Annotated in this window: 15 protein-coding genes; 12 read left to right on the plus strand and 3 right to left on the minus strand. The window is 70.8% G+C overall.

Annotated features, from left to right (window positions below):
* Window positions 1-15: 15 nt before the first annotated feature.
* The 5 genes from E9232_RS29340 to E9232_RS29360 all read left to right on the plus strand — a co-directional run bounded on the left by E9232_RS29340 (window position 16) and on the right by E9232_RS29360 (window position 7,618).
* Window positions 16-2,124, plus strand: coding sequence for an ADP-ribosylglycohydrolase family protein (locus E9232_RS29340; RefSeq protein WP_309800276.1), 2,109 nt, complete (start codon window positions 16-18; stop codon window positions 2,122-2,124).
* Entirely contained in the window at window positions 2,117-3,340 is a 1,224-nt protein-coding gene (locus E9232_RS29345; protein WP_309800278.1) for a CaiB/BaiF CoA transferase family protein, read from the plus strand. The genes E9232_RS29340 and E9232_RS29345 overlap by 8 nt, the downstream gene beginning before the upstream one ends.
* Window positions 3,337-5,421: an ADP-ribosylglycohydrolase family protein gene (locus E9232_RS29350; protein ID WP_309800279.1), complete on the plus strand. Its 2,085-nt coding sequence runs from the start codon at window positions 3,337-3,339 to the stop codon at window positions 5,419-5,421. The genes E9232_RS29345 and E9232_RS29350 overlap by 4 nt, the downstream gene beginning before the upstream one ends.
* 6 nt (window positions 5,422-5,427) lie before the next feature.
* A complete protein-coding gene (locus E9232_RS29355; protein ID WP_309800281.1) occupies window positions 5,428-6,306 on the plus strand; it encodes an HpcH/HpaI aldolase/citrate lyase family protein in 879 nt (292 codons plus the stop codon).
* 61 nt (window positions 6,307-6,367) lie between these two features.
* Window positions 6,368-7,618, plus strand: a complete 1,251-nt coding sequence (locus tag E9232_RS29360; protein WP_309800283.1) for an alginate lyase family protein — start codon at window positions 6,368-6,370, stop codon at window positions 7,616-7,618.
* A 22-nt stretch (window positions 7,619-7,640) separates the two neighbouring features.
* Here the strand turns inward: E9232_RS29360 and E9232_RS29365 are convergent, their stop codons facing one another.
* Both E9232_RS29365 and E9232_RS29370 read right to left on the minus strand, forming a co-directional pair.
* Complete coding sequence (locus E9232_RS29365) at window positions 7,641-8,018, minus strand: hypothetical protein (protein WP_309800285.1); 378 nt, start codon at window positions 8,016-8,018, stop codon at window positions 7,641-7,643.
* A gap of 74 nt (window positions 8,019-8,092) precedes the next feature.
* Window positions 8,093-8,857 carry an SDR family NAD(P)-dependent oxidoreductase gene (locus E9232_RS29370; RefSeq protein WP_309800287.1) on the minus strand — a complete coding sequence of 255 codons (765 nt, stop codon included), beginning with the start codon at window positions 8,855-8,857 and terminating at the stop codon, window positions 8,093-8,095.
* Window positions 8,858-8,932: 75 nt separating this feature from the next.
* On the opposite strand from E9232_RS29370, the gene E9232_RS29375 reads away from it, so the two are divergent.
* The 3 genes from E9232_RS29375 to E9232_RS29385 all read left to right on the plus strand — a co-directional run bounded on the left by E9232_RS29375 (window position 8,933) and on the right by E9232_RS29385 (window position 10,993).
* A complete protein-coding gene (locus E9232_RS29375) occupies window positions 8,933-9,481 on the plus strand; it encodes a TetR/AcrR family transcriptional regulator (protein ID WP_309800289.1) in 549 nt (182 codons plus the stop codon).
* 97 nt (window positions 9,482-9,578) lie between these two features.
* Window positions 9,579-10,166 carry a TetR/AcrR family transcriptional regulator gene (locus E9232_RS29380; protein WP_309800291.1) on the plus strand — a complete coding sequence of 196 codons (588 nt, stop codon included), beginning with the start codon at window positions 9,579-9,581 and terminating at the stop codon, window positions 10,164-10,166.
* Window positions 10,163-10,993, plus strand: coding sequence for an EamA family transporter (locus E9232_RS29385; protein WP_309800293.1), 831 nt, complete (start codon window positions 10,163-10,165; stop codon window positions 10,991-10,993). The genes E9232_RS29380 and E9232_RS29385 overlap by 4 nt, the downstream gene beginning before the upstream one ends.
* Here E9232_RS29385 and E9232_RS29390 read toward each other — a convergent pair.
* A complete protein-coding gene (locus E9232_RS29390; protein ID WP_309800294.1) occupies window positions 10,990-11,679 on the minus strand; it encodes a GntR family transcriptional regulator in 690 nt (229 codons plus the stop codon). The genes E9232_RS29385 and E9232_RS29390 overlap by 4 nt on opposite strands.
* Before the next feature lie 207 nt (window positions 11,680-11,886).
* On the opposite strand from E9232_RS29390, the gene E9232_RS29395 reads away from it, so the two are divergent.
* The 4 genes from E9232_RS29395 (at window position 11,887) to E9232_RS29410 (ending at window position 15,105) form a co-directional block, all read left to right on the plus strand.
* Complete coding sequence (locus E9232_RS29395) at window positions 11,887-12,912, plus strand: 2-dehydropantoate 2-reductase (protein ID WP_309800296.1); 1,026 nt, start codon at window positions 11,887-11,889, stop codon at window positions 12,910-12,912.
* Between the two features lie 50 nt (window positions 12,913-12,962).
* Complete coding sequence (locus E9232_RS29400) at window positions 12,963-13,406, plus strand: CBS domain-containing protein (protein WP_309800298.1); 444 nt, start codon at window positions 12,963-12,965, stop codon at window positions 13,404-13,406.
* 110 nt (window positions 13,407-13,516) lie between these two features.
* A complete protein-coding gene (locus tag E9232_RS29405; RefSeq protein WP_309800300.1) occupies window positions 13,517-14,683 on the plus strand; it encodes a Re/Si-specific NAD(P)(+) transhydrogenase subunit alpha in 1,167 nt (388 codons plus the stop codon).
* A 14-nt stretch (window positions 14,684-14,697) separates the two neighbouring features.
* Entirely contained in the window at window positions 14,698-15,105 is a 408-nt protein-coding gene (locus E9232_RS29410) for an NAD(P) transhydrogenase subunit alpha part 2 (RefSeq protein ID WP_309800302.1), read from the plus strand.
* The last annotated feature ends 65 nt before the right edge of the window (window positions 15,106-15,170 follow it).

Here is a 15,170-nt window from a genome sequence, read left to right on the forward strand (position 1 = left end):
AGACGAAAGCCCGGAATGCCCATCCCCACCGACACAATCGACCGCATCTATGCCGGCTTCCTCGGCAAGGCCATCGGCGTGCGCCTCGGCGCCCCGGTCGAACCGACGATCTGGACCTGGGACCGGATCGAGAAGACCTATGGCGAGATCACCGGCTATCTCCGCGACTTCAAGAACTTCGCCGCCGACGACGACACCAACGGGCCGATCTACTTCATCCGGGCGCTGCGCGATTTCGGCCTCGACCCGACACCTGAGGATGTCGGCCGCACCTGGCTGAACTACGCCGCCGAACAGCATGGCATGTTCTGGTGGGGCGGCTATGGCGTCTCGACCGAACACACCGCCTTCGCCAACCTGCAGGCCGGCATCCCGGCGCCCGAATCCGGCTCGATCGCCCGCAACGGTGCCGTGATCGCGGAACAGATCGGCGGCCAGATCTTCGTCGATTCCTGGGGCTGGGTGTGCCCGGGCGACCCAGCCCGCGCCGCCGACCTCGCCGCCCGCGCCGCCAGCGTCTCGCATGACGGCAACGGCCTGCACGGCGCCCGCTTCGTCGCCGCCGCCATCGCCCGGGCCTTCACGGCCAGGACGATCGAGGAGGTGGTGGAAGCCGGCCTCGCCACCATTCCGACCGGCAGCGAATACGCCCGCGTCGCCCGCGCTGTGCAGGCCATGCACCAGGCGCAGTCGGAGGATTGGCGCGCCTGCCGGCGGATGCTGGAGCTGGAGTTCGGCTATGACCGCTACCCCGGCGTCTGCCACATCATCCCGAATGCCGGCCTCTTGATCCTGTCCCTGCTCTACGGCCAGGGCGACCTGTCGCGCACGGTCGAGATCGCGACCATGGGCGGCTGGGACACCGACTGCAACGCCGGCAACGCCGGGGCCATCACCGGCACCCTGGCCGGCATCGCCGGTGTCGCCCCGCACTACCGCAAGCCGATCAACGACAGCATCGTCGCCTCCGGCATCACCGGGTCGCTCAACATCGTCGACATCCCCAGCTTCTGCCGCGAGCTCGCGGTGCTGGCCCACCGCCTGGCCGGGCAAGAACCACCGGCGGAGTGGGTGGCGGATATGGAGCGGCGGGGGGTGCGCTTCGACTTCGACCTGCCGGGATCGACCCACGGCTTCCGCACCGCGCCGGACAACCGCATCGCCCTGTCCTGGTCGGACGAGCGCAAGGCCACCGGGCGGGGGTCGCTCTGCGCCCTGCTGGACCGGCTGGAGCGCGGCGACGGCGGCCGCATCTTCTGGAAGCCGTTCTACCGCCGCAGCGATTTCGACGACGAACGCTACCGCCCGATGTTCTCGCCGGTGGTGGCGACCGGGCAGCAGGCGGTGCTGCGCCTGTGGCTCGACCCGTGGGAGGGCGACGGCCATCTCCGCCTCGTGCCCTATGTCCGCCGCGCCATGAGCGGCATCATCGACGAGATCGGCGCCTGGACCCAGCCCGGGACCGGCGAGTGGCAGGAGCTGCGCTTCACCGTGCCGGAGACCGGCGGCGAGGCGATCGACGAGATCGGCTTCAAGGTCGAGTATTTCGGCCGGCTGAAGTTCCTCGGCCGCATCTTCGTCGACGAATTCTCGGTTTCCGGCCCCGGTTCGGCCCGGCTCGACCCTGAGATCGCGGCCAATGAGTGGGGCGGCATCACCGGCTGCAGCTGGAACCGCGGCGTCTGGCGGGTCGAGGATGGCCGCATCCACGCCCTGACCGCGACCGATGCCGACCTGTGGACCGGCCACGCCTATGCCCGCGACCTCACGGTGACGGCGGCGGTGACGCCGCTGGCCGGCGAAAGCCACCTGGTCTGCGCCCGCGGCCAGGGCAACGAGCGCGGCTATGCCGCCGGCTTCGTCTCGGCCGACGAGGTCGCGATCCTGCGCCGCGACTTCGGCGAGACCGTGCTGGCCCGCGCACCCTTCAAGCGCGATCTCGGCCGCAGCTACAGCCTGGCGCTGCAGGCGATGGGCGACCACTTGGTGCTGTCGGTCGACGGCACGCCGCTGCTGGAGGCCCGCGACGGCACCCTGGCCTATGGCATGGTCGGCCTGCGCATGGCCTCGGCCGGCCGCATGCAGGCCGGCGCGATCGAGATCGTGGAGACCGCCCATGGCTGATGCGCCGCGCCCTGCCCGGATCGTGCCCGACCACCAGGGCCCGCTGTCCGGCATCCGCGTGCTCGACCTGTCGCGCGTGGTCGCCGGCAACGCCCTGGGGCTGGAACTGGCGGATTTCGGCGCCGAGGTGATCAAGGTCGAGCCGCCGGGCGGCGACCCGCTGCGCGACTGGAAGGTGAAGGGCCACAGCCTCTATTGGAAGGAGCTGTCGCGCAACAAGCTGTCCTTGGTGCTCGACCTGCGCAAGCCGGAGGGCATGGCGGCGCTGGAGCGGCTGATCCCGACCGCCGATGTGCTGATCGAGAACTTCCGCCCGGGTGTGCTGGAGGAGATGGGGCTGGCGCCCGACCGGCTGCTGGCGATGGCGCCGGACCTGATCCTGGTGCGCATCTCCGGCTTCGGCCAGACCGGGCCGGCCAGCCGGCTGCCGGGCTTCGGCACGCTGGTCGAGGCGATGTCCGGCTTCGCCTCGCGCAACGGTTTCGCCGACCGCGAGCCGGTGCTACCGCCGCTGGCCCTGGCCGACATGATCGCCGGCCTGCACGGCGCCAAGGCGGTGCTGGCGGCGCTGCGGGCGCGCGACCGCGGCATGGCCCGCGGCCAGGTGATCGACCTGTCGCTGCTGGAGGCGATGTACGGGGTGCTGGGGCCGGAGGCCGGCAGTTGGGCCGTCACCGGCGAGGTCAAGGAACGCACCGGCAGCGCCTCGGGCAACAGCGCGCCGCGCAACGTCTACAAGACCCGTGACGGTCGCTGGATCGCCATGTCGGGGTCGACCGAGCGCATGGCCAAGCGGATCCTGCTGCTGGTCGGCGGCGACGCCCTGGCCCGCGATCCGCGCTTCGCCACCAACGCCGACCGGGTGCGCAACCGGGTGATGCTGGATGCCGTGATCGGCGAATGGATCGGCGCCCGCGACCGCGACGTGGCCCTGGCGACCTTCCGGGCCGAAGGCATCACCGTCGGCCCGGTGCACGACATCGCCGATTTCATGGATGACGACCATGTGATCGAGCGCGAGGTGGTGGTGGCGATCCCCGACCGCGACCTCGGCAGCGTGCCGGTGCACAATGTGCTGCCCCGGCTGTCGGCCACGCCGGGCGCCATCCGCCATGTCGCGCCGGAGGTCGGCGCCGACGCCGAGGCGGTGCTGCGCCAGGCCGGCTTCTCGACCCCGGAGATCGAGGCTCTGCGCGCGGCGGGGGCGCTGGGATGATTCCGGCCGGCTATGACGACCGGGTCTATGCCGGCTGGCTCGGCAAATGCATCGGCGTCCGCTTCGGCGCCCCGCTGGAGAACTGGACCGAGGCCCAGATCCGCCAGCATGTCGGCGCGCTGGAGTTTTATCTCAGCGAGGATGACGGTCGCTTCTTCAAGCCGGACGACGACACCGCCTTCTCGATGATGCTGGCCCGGATCTTCGATGATTGCGGCGCTTCGGCGGAGATCACGCCGCAGCAGGTGGCCGAGGGCTGGCTGAACCATCTGGCCGACCAGCAGGGCACGCTGTGGTGGGGCGGCTATGGCGTCGCCGCGATGCACACCGCCTATGTCAACCTCGCCGCCGGGATCCCGGCGCCGCTGTCGGGCTCGGCCTCGCTGAACGGCCGGCTGGTGGCGGAGGAGATCGGCGGCCAGATCTTCGCCGACATCTGGGGCCTGATGGCGCCGGGCCGCCCCGGCCTCGCCGCCGACCTGTCGGAGCGCGCGGCCAGCGTGTCCTGGGACGGCACGGCGTTGCACGGTGCCCGCTTCGTCGCCGCCATGGTCAGCGCCGCCTTCGCCGAGCGCGACCCGGCGGCGCTGATCCGTGCCGGGCTGGCGCAGATCCCGGCCGATGGCGACTACGCCGCCGTGGTCCGCGCCATGGTCGCGACGCATCGCCGGCACCCACAGGACTGGCGGGCGGCTTTCGCCGTGCTGCAGGCCGAATTCGGCTATGACCGCTATTTCGGCACCGTGCCGATCGTCCCCAACGCCGGCATCATCGTCCTGGCCCTGCTGTATGGCGGCGGCGATTTCAGCCGGGCGTTGCGCATCGCCGCCATGGCCGGCTGGGACACCGACTGCAACGCCGGCAATGTCGGCGCGGTGATGGGCGTCGCCGTCGGCACCGAGGGCATCGACCTCGCCTGGCGCCGCCCGCTCAACGACATCCTGATCAATGCCGGCCTGGTCGGCGGCCGCAACCTGATGACCGCGCCACAGGGTGCCGACCTGCTGTGCCGGCTCGGCCGCCGTCTGGCCGGCGCCGAGGGGGGGCCGCGGCGGCCGTGCCGCCATCTCCGCTACGCCGGCTCGATGGGCGGCTTCCAGGCCCGGGCGACCGGCGGGCTGGGCCGGCCGATCGAATGGCGGCGGTCGACCGAGGCCGACCCGGCCGGCGCGCTCTCGACCACGATCCGCAAGCTCGGCGGCACCGGCGAGGTCCGGCTGTCGACGCGCAGCTACATCAGGCCGTCGGAGCTCAGCGGCAATTTCTACGGCGCCAGCTTCTCGCCGCTGCTTCATCCCGGCCAGCGGGTGTCGGCGCGGCTGTGGATACCGCCCGATGCGCCGCCGCCGTTGCGCGCCGCCCTCTATGTCCGCGACGACAATCACGACCGGCACCACCAGGCCGAAGGCGCGCCGCTGCGGCCCGGCGAATGGCAGGATCTCGCCTTCGACATCCCGGCGCTGGCCGATGCCTGCCTGTCCGAGGTCGGCGTGGTGCTGCGCAACCTGGGCGGGACCTGGGAGGCGGGGTCGATGCAGCTGGCCTGGCTGGATTGGGACGGCGCGCCGCGCTTCTCCACCAGCTTCGCCCGGGAGCGGCCGGAGAGCGGCGGCATCAGCCAATGGACCCGGCTGCGCGGCGCCTGGCGGCTGGAGGACGGCGCCTATCACGGCAGTGGCCCGGGCCCGTCGGAAAGCTACACCGGCGACATCGACTGGCGGGACCTCACCGTATCCGTCACCCTGGTCCCGATCGCCGGGCCGGCTCATGCCGTGCTGGCTCGGGTGCAGGGCGCCCGCCGCAGCTACGCCCTGGCGCTGACCGATGACGGCCGCCTGACCCTGTTCCGCAAGCAGGGCGAGGCGCACCCGGTCCGATCCGTGCCCTTCGCCTGGACGCATGGCCGGTCCTACCGCCTGGACATCGCCGCCGCCGGTCCCACCCTGCGCTGCGCCGTCACCGGCGACGGCGATTCGGCCGGGTTCGACTGGACCGACGACCGGCCCCATATGACCGGGCAGATCGGGCTCGCCAACTGGGGCGGCGCCCACACCCGCTTCACTGCCGTGGAGGTCGGCTGAGCCGCCATGACCGAGACCCGATTCCGCCGCCTGCGCTCCCTTCTCTATGTTCCGGCCGACCGCGAGCGCTTCGTCGCTGGCGCGGCGGCGCGGGGGGCCGATGCCGTGATCCTCGACCTCGAGGACGGCGTCGCCGAATCCGCCAAGCCGGCGGCCCGCGCGGCCCTGGCCGCGGCGGTGCCGCTGGTCGGCGCGGCGGGGGCGCGGGTCTTGGTCCGCATCAACAGCCGCCTGGCCCATGCCGCGGAGGACATCGCCGCCGCGGTGCGGGCCGGCGCCGACGGCCTGCTGGTGCCCAAGACCGAGGACGGGCAATGGCTGCGCCTGATCGCCGACCGGCTCGACGAGCTGGAACGCGAGGCCGGGCGGCCCGAAGGCTGGACCCGGCTGATCCCGCTGGTCGAGACCCTGCGCGGCCTCGACCGTCGGGCCGAAATCGCCGCCGCCACGCCGCGCACCCTGGCCCTGGTCTGCGGCACCGAGGACCTGTCGGCCGAGATTGGTGCCGAGCCCGATTCCGCGGTGCTGCGGCTGGCGCAGCAGCAGGTGCTGCTGGCGGCGCGTGGCGCCGGGCTGCTGCCGCTGGGGCTGATGGGCTCGCTGGCCGGGATCGACGACCTCGATGCCCTGCGCCGCGCCGCGGAGGAGGCGGTGCGCCAGGGCTTCGAGGGCGCCAGCTGCATCCATCCGGCCCAGGTGGCGGTGCTGAACCAGGCCTTCACCCCGGATGCGGCGGCGGTCGACCGGGCCCGGCGCATCGTCGCGGCCTTGCTGCAGGGGCAGGGGACGGCCAAGGTCGACGGCCGCATGGTCGACGCCCCGGTCGTCGCCCGCGCCCGCCGGGTGCTGGCCCGCGCGGGGGTGGCGGAGACCGAAAGGGATTGAGCCGAATCGCGCAGCGCGATCTACTCGATAGGATAATTGTCCATAATCGGGGGGATCGACCATGCGTGCTGCGGCATTCGCCTGCACCATCTTTGCCTTGTTCGTGGCGGCCACGCCCGCCGTTGCGGCGCAGTCGCGCTGGTTTACCTATGATCCGGTCGAACTGGCCCAGGCGCGGGCGAAGATCGCGGCCGCCGATCCGCTCTACCAACCGTCCTATGTCGCGCTGCTGAAGAAGGCCGATGCGGCGTTGGCCAAGGCGAACCCGTCGGTCACCGCCAAGACGCTGACCCCGGCCTCCGGCAGCAAGCACGACTATTTCAGCTTCGGCCCCTATTGGTGGCCCAACCCGGACACGCCGAACGGGTTGCCCTACATCCGCCGCGACGGCCAGACCAACCCGGACAGCAAGACCGACGCCACCGACAGCGTGCGCCTGGCCAGTTTCAGCGGCGATGTCCGCAGCCTGGCGCTGGCCTACACCTTCACCCGCGACCCGAAATACGCGGTGAAGGCGGCCGAGATGCTGCGCGTGTGGTTCGTCGCGCCGGCGACGCGGATGAACCCGAACATGACCTATGCCCAGGCCATCCCCGGCATCGTCAACGGCCGCGGCATCGGCATCATCGACAGCCGCGCCTTCATCGACGTGATGGACGCGGTCGAGCTGATCCGCCCCAGCAACGCGCTGCGCGAGGTCGACTACCAGCTGATCAAGCTGTGGTACCGCATCTTCGACCTGTGGCTGCTGACCAGCGAGAACGGCTTCGAGGAAGGCAACTGGCACAACAACCATGGCACCTGGTACGACGCGCAGGTGGTGGCGTTCTCGCTGTTCACCGACCAGCCGGACCTGGCCAAGCGGCAGTTGAAGATCGCGGCGCTGCGCCGGGTTGCCGGCCAGTTCGACATGGATGGCCGCCAGGTGGCGGAGCTGGAGCGAACCCGGCCCTACCACTACAGCCAGTTCAACCTGCAGGCGTTCAGCAAGCTTGGCCGCTATTCCGAACTGGTCGATGCCGGGCTGACCAATGGCGACACCGACCCGACCGACCTCTGGCAGTTCAGCCTCGACAGCCACGGGTTGAAGGCGGGGTACGGCTTCGTCGCCGGCTACATCAACGCGGCCGGCAACCTCGATCCCTCCTGGCCGTATCCGGAGCTGACGCCGGGTGACGGCGTCGACGAGGCCCTGGGCAACCTGCTGGCCGCCGTCCGGGCCTACAAGGACCCGGCCCTCCGGCAGAAGGCCGCCATCCTGCTGGCCCGCTACCCCGGCCAGATCGATGCGCTGCTGCTGCCGCTGGAGTGAGCGGCCGCAGCAGCGCCCGGCCTCACGACACCGGCCGCTGCAGCTCCAGCCGGTCGCCGATGCGGCGCAGGCGCAGCTCCAGCGCCGGCTGGCCCGGGCCGCGCGGGACCGAGACCACGGCCTCCTGGCCCGGCGCCAGGGTGGAGACGAATCGGACGATGCCGCCCGGCTCCTCGGTCCCGGCCGTGACCACGGTCTCATAGCCGGTCGCCGCCGGCAGGTAGCTGACGCTGACATGCACCGCATCGAGCGTCGCGGTCAGGCCGACGCCGGGCGGGATCTCCTCCGCCGCGGCCGGGCGCAGGGCGAAGGCCCCGAGCAGCGCCGCGGCGGAGAGGATGCCGGCCGCACGGCCGAGCGTCGAAGGTCTCGCGGCGGATATCGCAGATGTCCTGGACATGATGGTTTCCTTGGATTGCATCGCCGGTCCGGGCACGCGCCGGGACCGGCGTTCTGTCTCTCTTTCTCAGTGGGTCAGACGGCGCTCTGGCCGCCATCGACCACCAGCGCCTGGCCGTTGACGTAGGAGGCCCGGTCCGACAGCAGGAACAGGGCGACCTGGGCCATCTCCTCCGCGTCCGCCAGCCGCCCCAGCGGGATGCCGTAGGCGAGGGGATGGGATTCGGTGCCGTCCGCATTCTTGACGATGCGGCCCGCCGTCATCTCGGTGCGGGTGATCGACGGATTGATCGAGTTCACGCGGATGCCGTGCGGCCCCAGCTCCACCGCCGCCGCCCGGGCCAGCGAGACGATGCCGCCCTTGCTGGCGCTGTAGATCGAGGTGCCGGGCTGGGCGATGCTGGCGAGCACCGAGCCGTTGAACAGGATCGCCCCGCCGCCGCCCTGCTTCTTCATCTGCGCGGCCTCGGCCTTCAGGGCGAAGAAATGGGCCTTGAGGTTGGTGTCGATCAGGCTGTCCCAACGGGCCTCGTCCAGCGTCTCGATCGGGCCGCCGCCGGAGATGCCGGCATTGTTGAAGGCGGCGTCCAGCCGCCCGAACCGCGCCACCACCTGGCCGACAATGCTGGGAATGGCGTCGATCTCTGTCAGATCGGCCTGGATGAAGATCGCCTCGCCGCCCGCGGCCGCGATCTCCGCCACCACCGCCTCGCCCTCGGCCGCGCGGCGCCCGGTCAGCGCCACCTTGGCGCCCTCGTGGGCGAACAGCACGGCGCTGGCGCGGCCGATGCCCGATGTCCCGCCGGTGACCAGCGCCACCTTGCCCTCTAGCAGTCCCATGATCGATCCTTATATGATAGACGTCATCTAACGGTGAATAGATGATGTTCGTCATATATTTTGCAAGAGGCGAAAATGGGCAGGGTCTCGCGGGACCGGGCGGCGGAGAACCGGGCGGCCGTGGTGGCGGCGGCCTCGGTCCTGTTCCGGCGCAAGGGGCTGGACGGGGTCGGCATCGCCGAGTTGATGGCCGGGGCCGGGCTGACCCATGGCGGGTTCTACCGCCAGTTCGGATCGAAGGACGGGCTCGCCGCCGAGGCCTGCGCCCACGCCTTCGCCAGCGCCGGGCAGGCCTGGGGCGCTGCAGGGGAAGGGGATGCCGCCGGCCGGCTGCGCCGCCTGGCGGAATTCTACTTCACGCCCAAGCCATCCGGATACGACTGCCCGATGGCGACCCTGGCCGGCGATGCCGCCCGCACCCCCACCGGCGGCCCGTTGCGCCGGGCCTTCACCGCCGGGCTGCGCCGGCTGGCCCACCTGGTCGCGGGCGAGAGGCCGGACGACAAGGCCCTGGCCGTGTTCGCCGCGATGGTGGGCGCCGCCGTGCTGCGGCGGGCGGGCGACGACCCGGCGCTGGCGCAGTCGATCGAAGCCGCCGTGCTGCGCCTGGCCGACGCGCCGTAGGGGCGGCGATCGATACCGGTGCGAAGTCACGTTGACGAAGGGATGCGATTGGATGCAGTGTGTATGAGACAGACCTGTCTCACCTCTGGTGAATTCCATGGCGTCCTCCGCCCAGATCGCCGCCGACAAGCGCCGGCACATTGTCGAAACCGCCTACGCGCTGTTCAAGCGCGCCGGCTATCACGCCACCGGCATCGACCGGATCATCGCCGAGGCGGAGGTGGCGAAGATGACGATGTATCGTCACTTCCCCGGCAAGGACGGCCTGATCGTCGAGGTTCTGCAATACCGGGCTGAACGGTTCGACGCCCAGCTCGACCGCCTGGCGGGCACTGCGGGGACGCCCGGGCAGAAGATCGGCACGATCCTCGACTGGTATGAGCGCTGGTTCCGCAGCCCGGATTTCCACGGCTGCCTGTTCGCGCATGCCCTGGCCGAGTTCGGCGATCCCGGACATCCGGTGTTCGCCGCCGTCGCCGAGCACAAGAACGGCTTCCGGCGGCGGCTGCGCCGCATTCTCGAACAGACCATGCCGGGCGATCGGGCCGAAGGCGTCGCCGCAGCCCTGTTCATGCTGCTCGAAGGGGCGACCCTGCTGGCCCAGATGGGGCAGGGGGACGACGCCATCCGCAGCGTGCGGCAGGCGGCTTCTGCCCTCATCGCCATGCCGGCGGGCGCCCCGTGAGCGCGGCGGTCATCGGCCTCGCGCTGTTCGCCGCGATGCTGCATGCGAGCTGGAACGCCGTCCTCCGCACCGGCGCCGACCGGCTGTGGACAGTCACCGTGATGAGCTTCGCGATGACGGCCATCGCCCTTCCGGTCGCCCTTGCCCTTCCCGGCCCGCCGCCCTCGGCCTGGCCGTACCTGATCCTCTCCTCCAGCCTCCAGGTCGGCTACAGCGTCTTCCTGGTCGCCGCCTACCGGTCCGGCGAGTTGGGGCAGGTCTATCCGATCGTCCGGGGCAGCGTGCCGCTGCTGGTGACGCTGGGCGGCTTCGTGCTGGCCGGCCAGCCCCTCTCCCCTGGCGCGGTCGCCGGTGTCGTGCTCGTGGCTCTCGGGATCATGAGCCTTTCCCTGGGCAAGGGGCGGGCGACGACGGGTTCGATCGTGCTGGCGCTGACCACGGGCCTGTTCATCGCCGGCTACACCACGGTCGATGCGATCGGCGTGCGCGAGGCCGGCAACCCGATCGTGTATGCGGCTTGGATCTCGTTGATCTACGGCGTGCTGCTGCCGGCCGCCTTCGCTCTGATCCGCGGCAAGCCGACTCTGGACCTGCGCTCGCCGGAGACCCTGAAGGCCCTGGCCGGCGGCGTGGTGTCGCTCCTGGCCTATGGTGCCGTGGTCGCGGCCTTCGCCCTCGGGCCGGTCGGACCGATCTCGGCACTGCGGGAAACCAGCGTCGTGTTCGCGGCCCTGATCGGCCGGCTTTTCCTCGGCGAGACCCTGACGCTCCGCCGCGTCGGCGCCTGCGCCGTCGTCGCCCTCGGCGCCATCTGCCTCGGCGCCTAGTTCAGAAAGTCGCCATGCTTGCGCACATGCTCGCCGAGGCCGAGCGTGTGCTCGCGCACCAGCCGGTCCGCCAGGTCGGCGTCGCGGGCCTCGAGCGCCGCGACGATCTTCTGGTGGTCGACCACCGAGCGCTGGGCCCGATGGTCCTGGCCGATCGTCACCCGGCGGATGCCGCGCATGTGGATGAACAGGTTGTCGGTGATGTCGACGATCATCTGGCAGCCGCTGATCCGGATGATCTGCTTGTGGAAGGCGATGTTGGCCTCGGAGTATTCGCTGACATGCTCCTCCGGGTCGCGGTCGCGGAACACGTCGACATAGTCGTGCAGCTTGCGGATCGCGGCGTCGCTGGCGACCTGGGTGGCCAGCCGCGCCGCCATGCCCTCCAGCGCCGCCCACACCGTGATCATCTCCAGGACCTCGGCCTTGGATTTGCGGATGACGAAAATGCCGCGGCGGGGGACGGAGCGGACGAAGCCCTCCTGCTCCAGCAGCGTCATCGCTTCGCGGATCGGGGTGCGGCTGACGCCCAGCATCTCGCTCAGCTGCCGCTCCTCCAGCTTGATCTCGGCCGTATGGCCGTAGATGTCCATCTCGGTGATGGCCTGCTTCAACGCCTTGTAGGCCTTGATCCGGAAGCTCGATTCGGTGTCGAGCGGCTTCACGTCGATCTGGGGAAAGCTCATCGGAGGCCCTTCTGTCGCCTGCGTGGCCGGCATTCCCTCCGGCTATAGCCCCGGGTGCGAGCCGCCACAAGTATACCGTGGACGAGAGTCCAGCGCAGCCCTTCTCCCTTGGATGCATTGACAGCAGGTATTTTGTATACCACCATGCCTTTCAGCCGGCTGCTCAGCGGCCTTTGACTCCAAAGAAATCGGGAGGAAGGCGCGGCCATGAAACTCTGCATCTATGGCGCCGGGGCCATCGGCGGCTATCTCGGCGTCCAGCTCCATCGTGCGGGGGTCGAGGTCAGCCTCGTCGCCCGCGGCCTGCATCTCGAGGCGATGCGCCAGAACGGCCTGACGCTGAAGATCGACGACGAGATCCGCACGGCCCGCATCCGCTGCACCGACAACCCGGCCGATCTCGGGCCGCAGGATTATGTCGTGATCAGCCTCAAGGCCCATTCGGTGCCGGGGGTGGTGGAGGCGATGCAGCCGCTGCTCGGGCCCGACACCGCCGTCGTCACCGCGGTGAACGGCCTGCCCTACTGGTACTTCTACCGGCATGGCGGCGAATACGAGAACCGCACCATCGAGACCGTCGATCCCGGCGCGCTGCAATGGAACCGCCTGGGGCCGCAGCGCGGCATCGGCTGCATCGTCTATCCGGCGACGGAGGTGGTGGCGCCCGGCGTGGTCGAGCACCATTACGGCGACAAGTTCCCGATCGGCGAGCCCGACGGCAGCCGGTCGGACCGCATCGTCGCGCTGCATGAGGCGATGCAGGCGGGCGGGCTGCAGGCGCCGATCCGCGACAACATCCGCGACGAGATCTGGCTGAAGCTGTGGGGCAACCTCTGCCTCAACCCGATCAGCGCGCTGACCCATGCCACGCTCGACATCATCACCGGCGATGCCGGCACCCGCGACGTCGCCCGGCGGATGATGGCCGAGGCGCAGGCGATCGGCGGCCGGCTGGGCGTGCATTTCCGGGTCGACATCGAACGCCGGCTCGACGGCGCCGGCGCGGTCGGCGCCCACCGCACCTCGATGCTGCAGGATCTCGAGCGCGGCCGGCCGATGGAGATCGACCCGCTGGTCACCGTGATCCAGGAACTCGGCCGCATGGTCGGGGTGCCGACCCCGACCGTCGACACCGTCCTGGCCCTGGTGCAGCAGCGCGCCGGCGTTGCCGGCCTCTACAGCCCCGCCGCGTCGGCCGTGGCCAAACCCGTGCCGGCGCTGGTGCCGGCCTGACCCGATCCCGAGCGGCCGCAAGAGCCGATTTCTCCAGGAGGAACCCAGCCATGAGAGCCGAAGACATTCTCCGCCAGAAGGACACGCGCATCATCATGATCCGCGTCGGCGAGACGGTGGCCACCGCCGTCGCGCTGATGACGAAGGAGGTGATCGGCGCGCTGGTGGTCAAGGAGGTGTGCCGCACCGAGGGCAATGTCGTGGTCGGGGTGTTCTCCGAACGCGACGTCGCCAAGGCGCTCGCCACCCATGGCGCCGCGGCGCTGACCATGCCGGTCTCGGCCTTCATGGGCCGCACGGTGATCAGCTGCGAGCCGCGCGACAGCATCGAGACGGTGCTGCGGCTGATGGACGAGAACCACATCCGGCACGTGCCGGTGATGGAGGATCACACCCTGGTCGGGGTGATCAGCGCCCGCGACCTGATCCGCCACTTCCTGCAGCAGGCCTCGCCGGCGCTGCAGGAGAAGGCAGCGGCCGTGATCCACGCCTGATTTCCGGTTCCACGGATTGCACCGCGGCGGCCTGATCGCTGCCGCGGGTGATCCTGTCTCTGGGCAAAATGCGGTGCCGCACTCCGGGCCGCGTGGGGGAGTTGCTGTCCATGCGGATAGGTGTGTTGCGGGAGCGGCGGGATGGGGAGCGCCGTGTGGCGGCGACGGCGGACAGCGTGAAGAAGCTGGTGGGCCTGGGCGCTACGGTGGTGGTGGAATCGGGCGCGGGTCTGGGCAGTGCGGTGACGGACGAGGCGTACCGGTCGGCGGGGGCCGAGGTGGTGCCGGACGCGGCGGCGGCGCTGGCGGGCGCGGATGTGGTGCTGAAGGTGCGGCGTCCGCTGCGGGCGGGGGAGGGCGAGCTGGACGAGCTGTCGCTGATCCCGCGGGGCGCGACGCTGATCGGCATCCTGGAGCCCTATGACGACGCCGAGAGCCTGGCGGCCTATGCCGCCGGCGGGATCGAGAGCTTTGCCTTGGAGCTGGTGCCGCGGATCACGCGGGCGCAGTCGATGGACGTGCTGTCGAGCCAGGCGAACCTGGCGGGGTACCGGGCGGTGCTGGAGGCGGCGTCGGTGTTCGGCCGGGCCTTCCCGATGATGATGACGGCGGCGGGGACGGTGCCGCCGGCGCGGGTGCTGGTGATGGGCGCGGGCGTGGCCGGCCTGCAGGCGATCGCGACGGCACGGCGCCTGGGCGCGGTGGTGTCGGCGACCGACGTGCGTCCGGCGGCGAAGGAACAGGTGCAGTCGCTCGGGGCCAGCTTCGTGGCGGTGGAGGACGAGGAGTTCAAGGCGGCGGAGACGGCGGGCGGCTACGCCAAGGAGATGTCGGCGGAGTACCGGGCGAAGCAGGCGGCGCTGATCGCGGAGACGGTGAAGAAGCAGGACATCGTGATCTGCACCGCGCTGATCCCGGGGCGCAAGGCGCCGGTCCTGGTGGACGAGGCGATGGTGCGGTCGATGAAGCCGGGGTCGGTGATCGTGGACCTGGCGGCGGAGCGGGGCGGCAACTGCGCCCTGACCCGGCCAGGGGAAGTCATCGAGGACCAGGGCGTGACCATCGTCGGTCACAGGAACGTGCCGGGGCGGATCGCGACGGATGCGTCGGCGCTGTATGCCCGCAACCTGGTGGCGTTCCTGACGCCCTTGGTCGACAAGGACAGCAAGGGGCTGAAGGTGGACGGGACGGATGCGATCGTGACGGCGACGCGGCTGACCTCGGGGGGCCGTGTGGTGCATCCGGGCTTCGGCGGCAGCGCCGAGCAGGCGGCGTAAGGGAGAGCGGGATCATGGCGGCGGACGGGATCGCGCAAGGCGCGGAAGGGCTGGCGACGGCGGCGCGGGCGCTGTCGGACCAGGCGCAGGCCCTGGCGGCACAGGCGCATGCGGCGGCGGCCACGGTGCCGGCGGAGGGCCAAGGGTTCTTCCTGACCGGTCTGACGGTGTTCGCGCTGGCGTGCTTCGTCGGCTACTACGTGGTGTGGCGGGTGACGCCGGCGCTGCATTCGCCCTTGATGAGCGTGACCAACGCGATCTCGTCGGTGATCGTGGTGGGGGCGCTGATCGCGGCGGGCCCCGCGGTGATCGGGGCGTCGAGCCTGCTGGGGGCGCTGGCGGTGCTGCTGGCGTCGGTGAACATCTTCGGGGGCTTCCTGGTCACCCGCCGCATGCTGGCGATGTACCGGAAGAAAGCTTAGGGCCGTCAGGCCATCCAGAGACATCGGCCCTGAGACGGCCTCCGAGACTGAGGGGATAGAGGCAT

Origin of the sequence: Inquilinus ginsengisoli, assembly GCF_031453975.1 — a bacterium.
GTDB lineage: Bacteria > Pseudomonadota > Alphaproteobacteria > DSM-16000 > Inquilinaceae > Inquilinus > Inquilinus ginsengisoli_A.

Coding starts and splice junctions, on each gene's coding strand:
- E9232_RS29340 (WP_309800276.1), top strand. CDS start 16: ATGCCCATCCCCACCGACACAATCGACCGCATCTATGCCGGCTTCCTC.
- E9232_RS29345 (WP_309800278.1), top strand. CDS start 2,117: ATGGCTGATGCGCCGCGCCCTGCCCGGATCGTGCCCGACCACCAGGGC.
- E9232_RS29350 (WP_309800279.1), top strand. CDS start 3,337: ATGATTCCGGCCGGCTATGACGACCGGGTCTATGCCGGCTGGCTCGGC.
- E9232_RS29355 (WP_309800281.1), top strand. CDS start 5,428: ATGACCGAGACCCGATTCCGCCGCCTGCGCTCCCTTCTCTATGTTCCG.
- E9232_RS29360 (WP_309800283.1), top strand. CDS start 6,368: ATGCGTGCTGCGGCATTCGCCTGCACCATCTTTGCCTTGTTCGTGGCG.
- E9232_RS29365 (WP_309800285.1), bottom strand. CDS start 8,018: ATGTCCAGGACATCTGCGATATCCGCCGCGAGACCTTCGACGCTCGGC.
- E9232_RS29370 (WP_309800287.1), bottom strand. CDS start 8,857: ATGGGACTGCTAGAGGGCAAGGTGGCGCTGGTCACCGGCGGGACATCG.
- E9232_RS29375 (WP_309800289.1), top strand. CDS start 8,933: ATGGGCAGGGTCTCGCGGGACCGGGCGGCGGAGAACCGGGCGGCCGTG.
- E9232_RS29380 (WP_309800291.1), top strand. CDS start 9,579: ATGGCGTCCTCCGCCCAGATCGCCGCCGACAAGCGCCGGCACATTGTC.
- E9232_RS29390 (WP_309800294.1), bottom strand. CDS start 11,679: ATGAGCTTTCCCCAGATCGACGTGAAGCCGCTCGACACCGAATCGAGC.
- E9232_RS29395 (WP_309800296.1), top strand. CDS start 11,887: ATGAAACTCTGCATCTATGGCGCCGGGGCCATCGGCGGCTATCTCGGC.
- E9232_RS29400 (WP_309800298.1), top strand. CDS start 12,963: ATGAGAGCCGAAGACATTCTCCGCCAGAAGGACACGCGCATCATCATG.
- E9232_RS29405 (WP_309800300.1), top strand. CDS start 13,517: ATGCGGATAGGTGTGTTGCGGGAGCGGCGGGATGGGGAGCGCCGTGTG.
- E9232_RS29410 (WP_309800302.1), top strand. CDS start 14,698: ATGGCGGCGGACGGGATCGCGCAAGGCGCGGAAGGGCTGGCGACGGCG.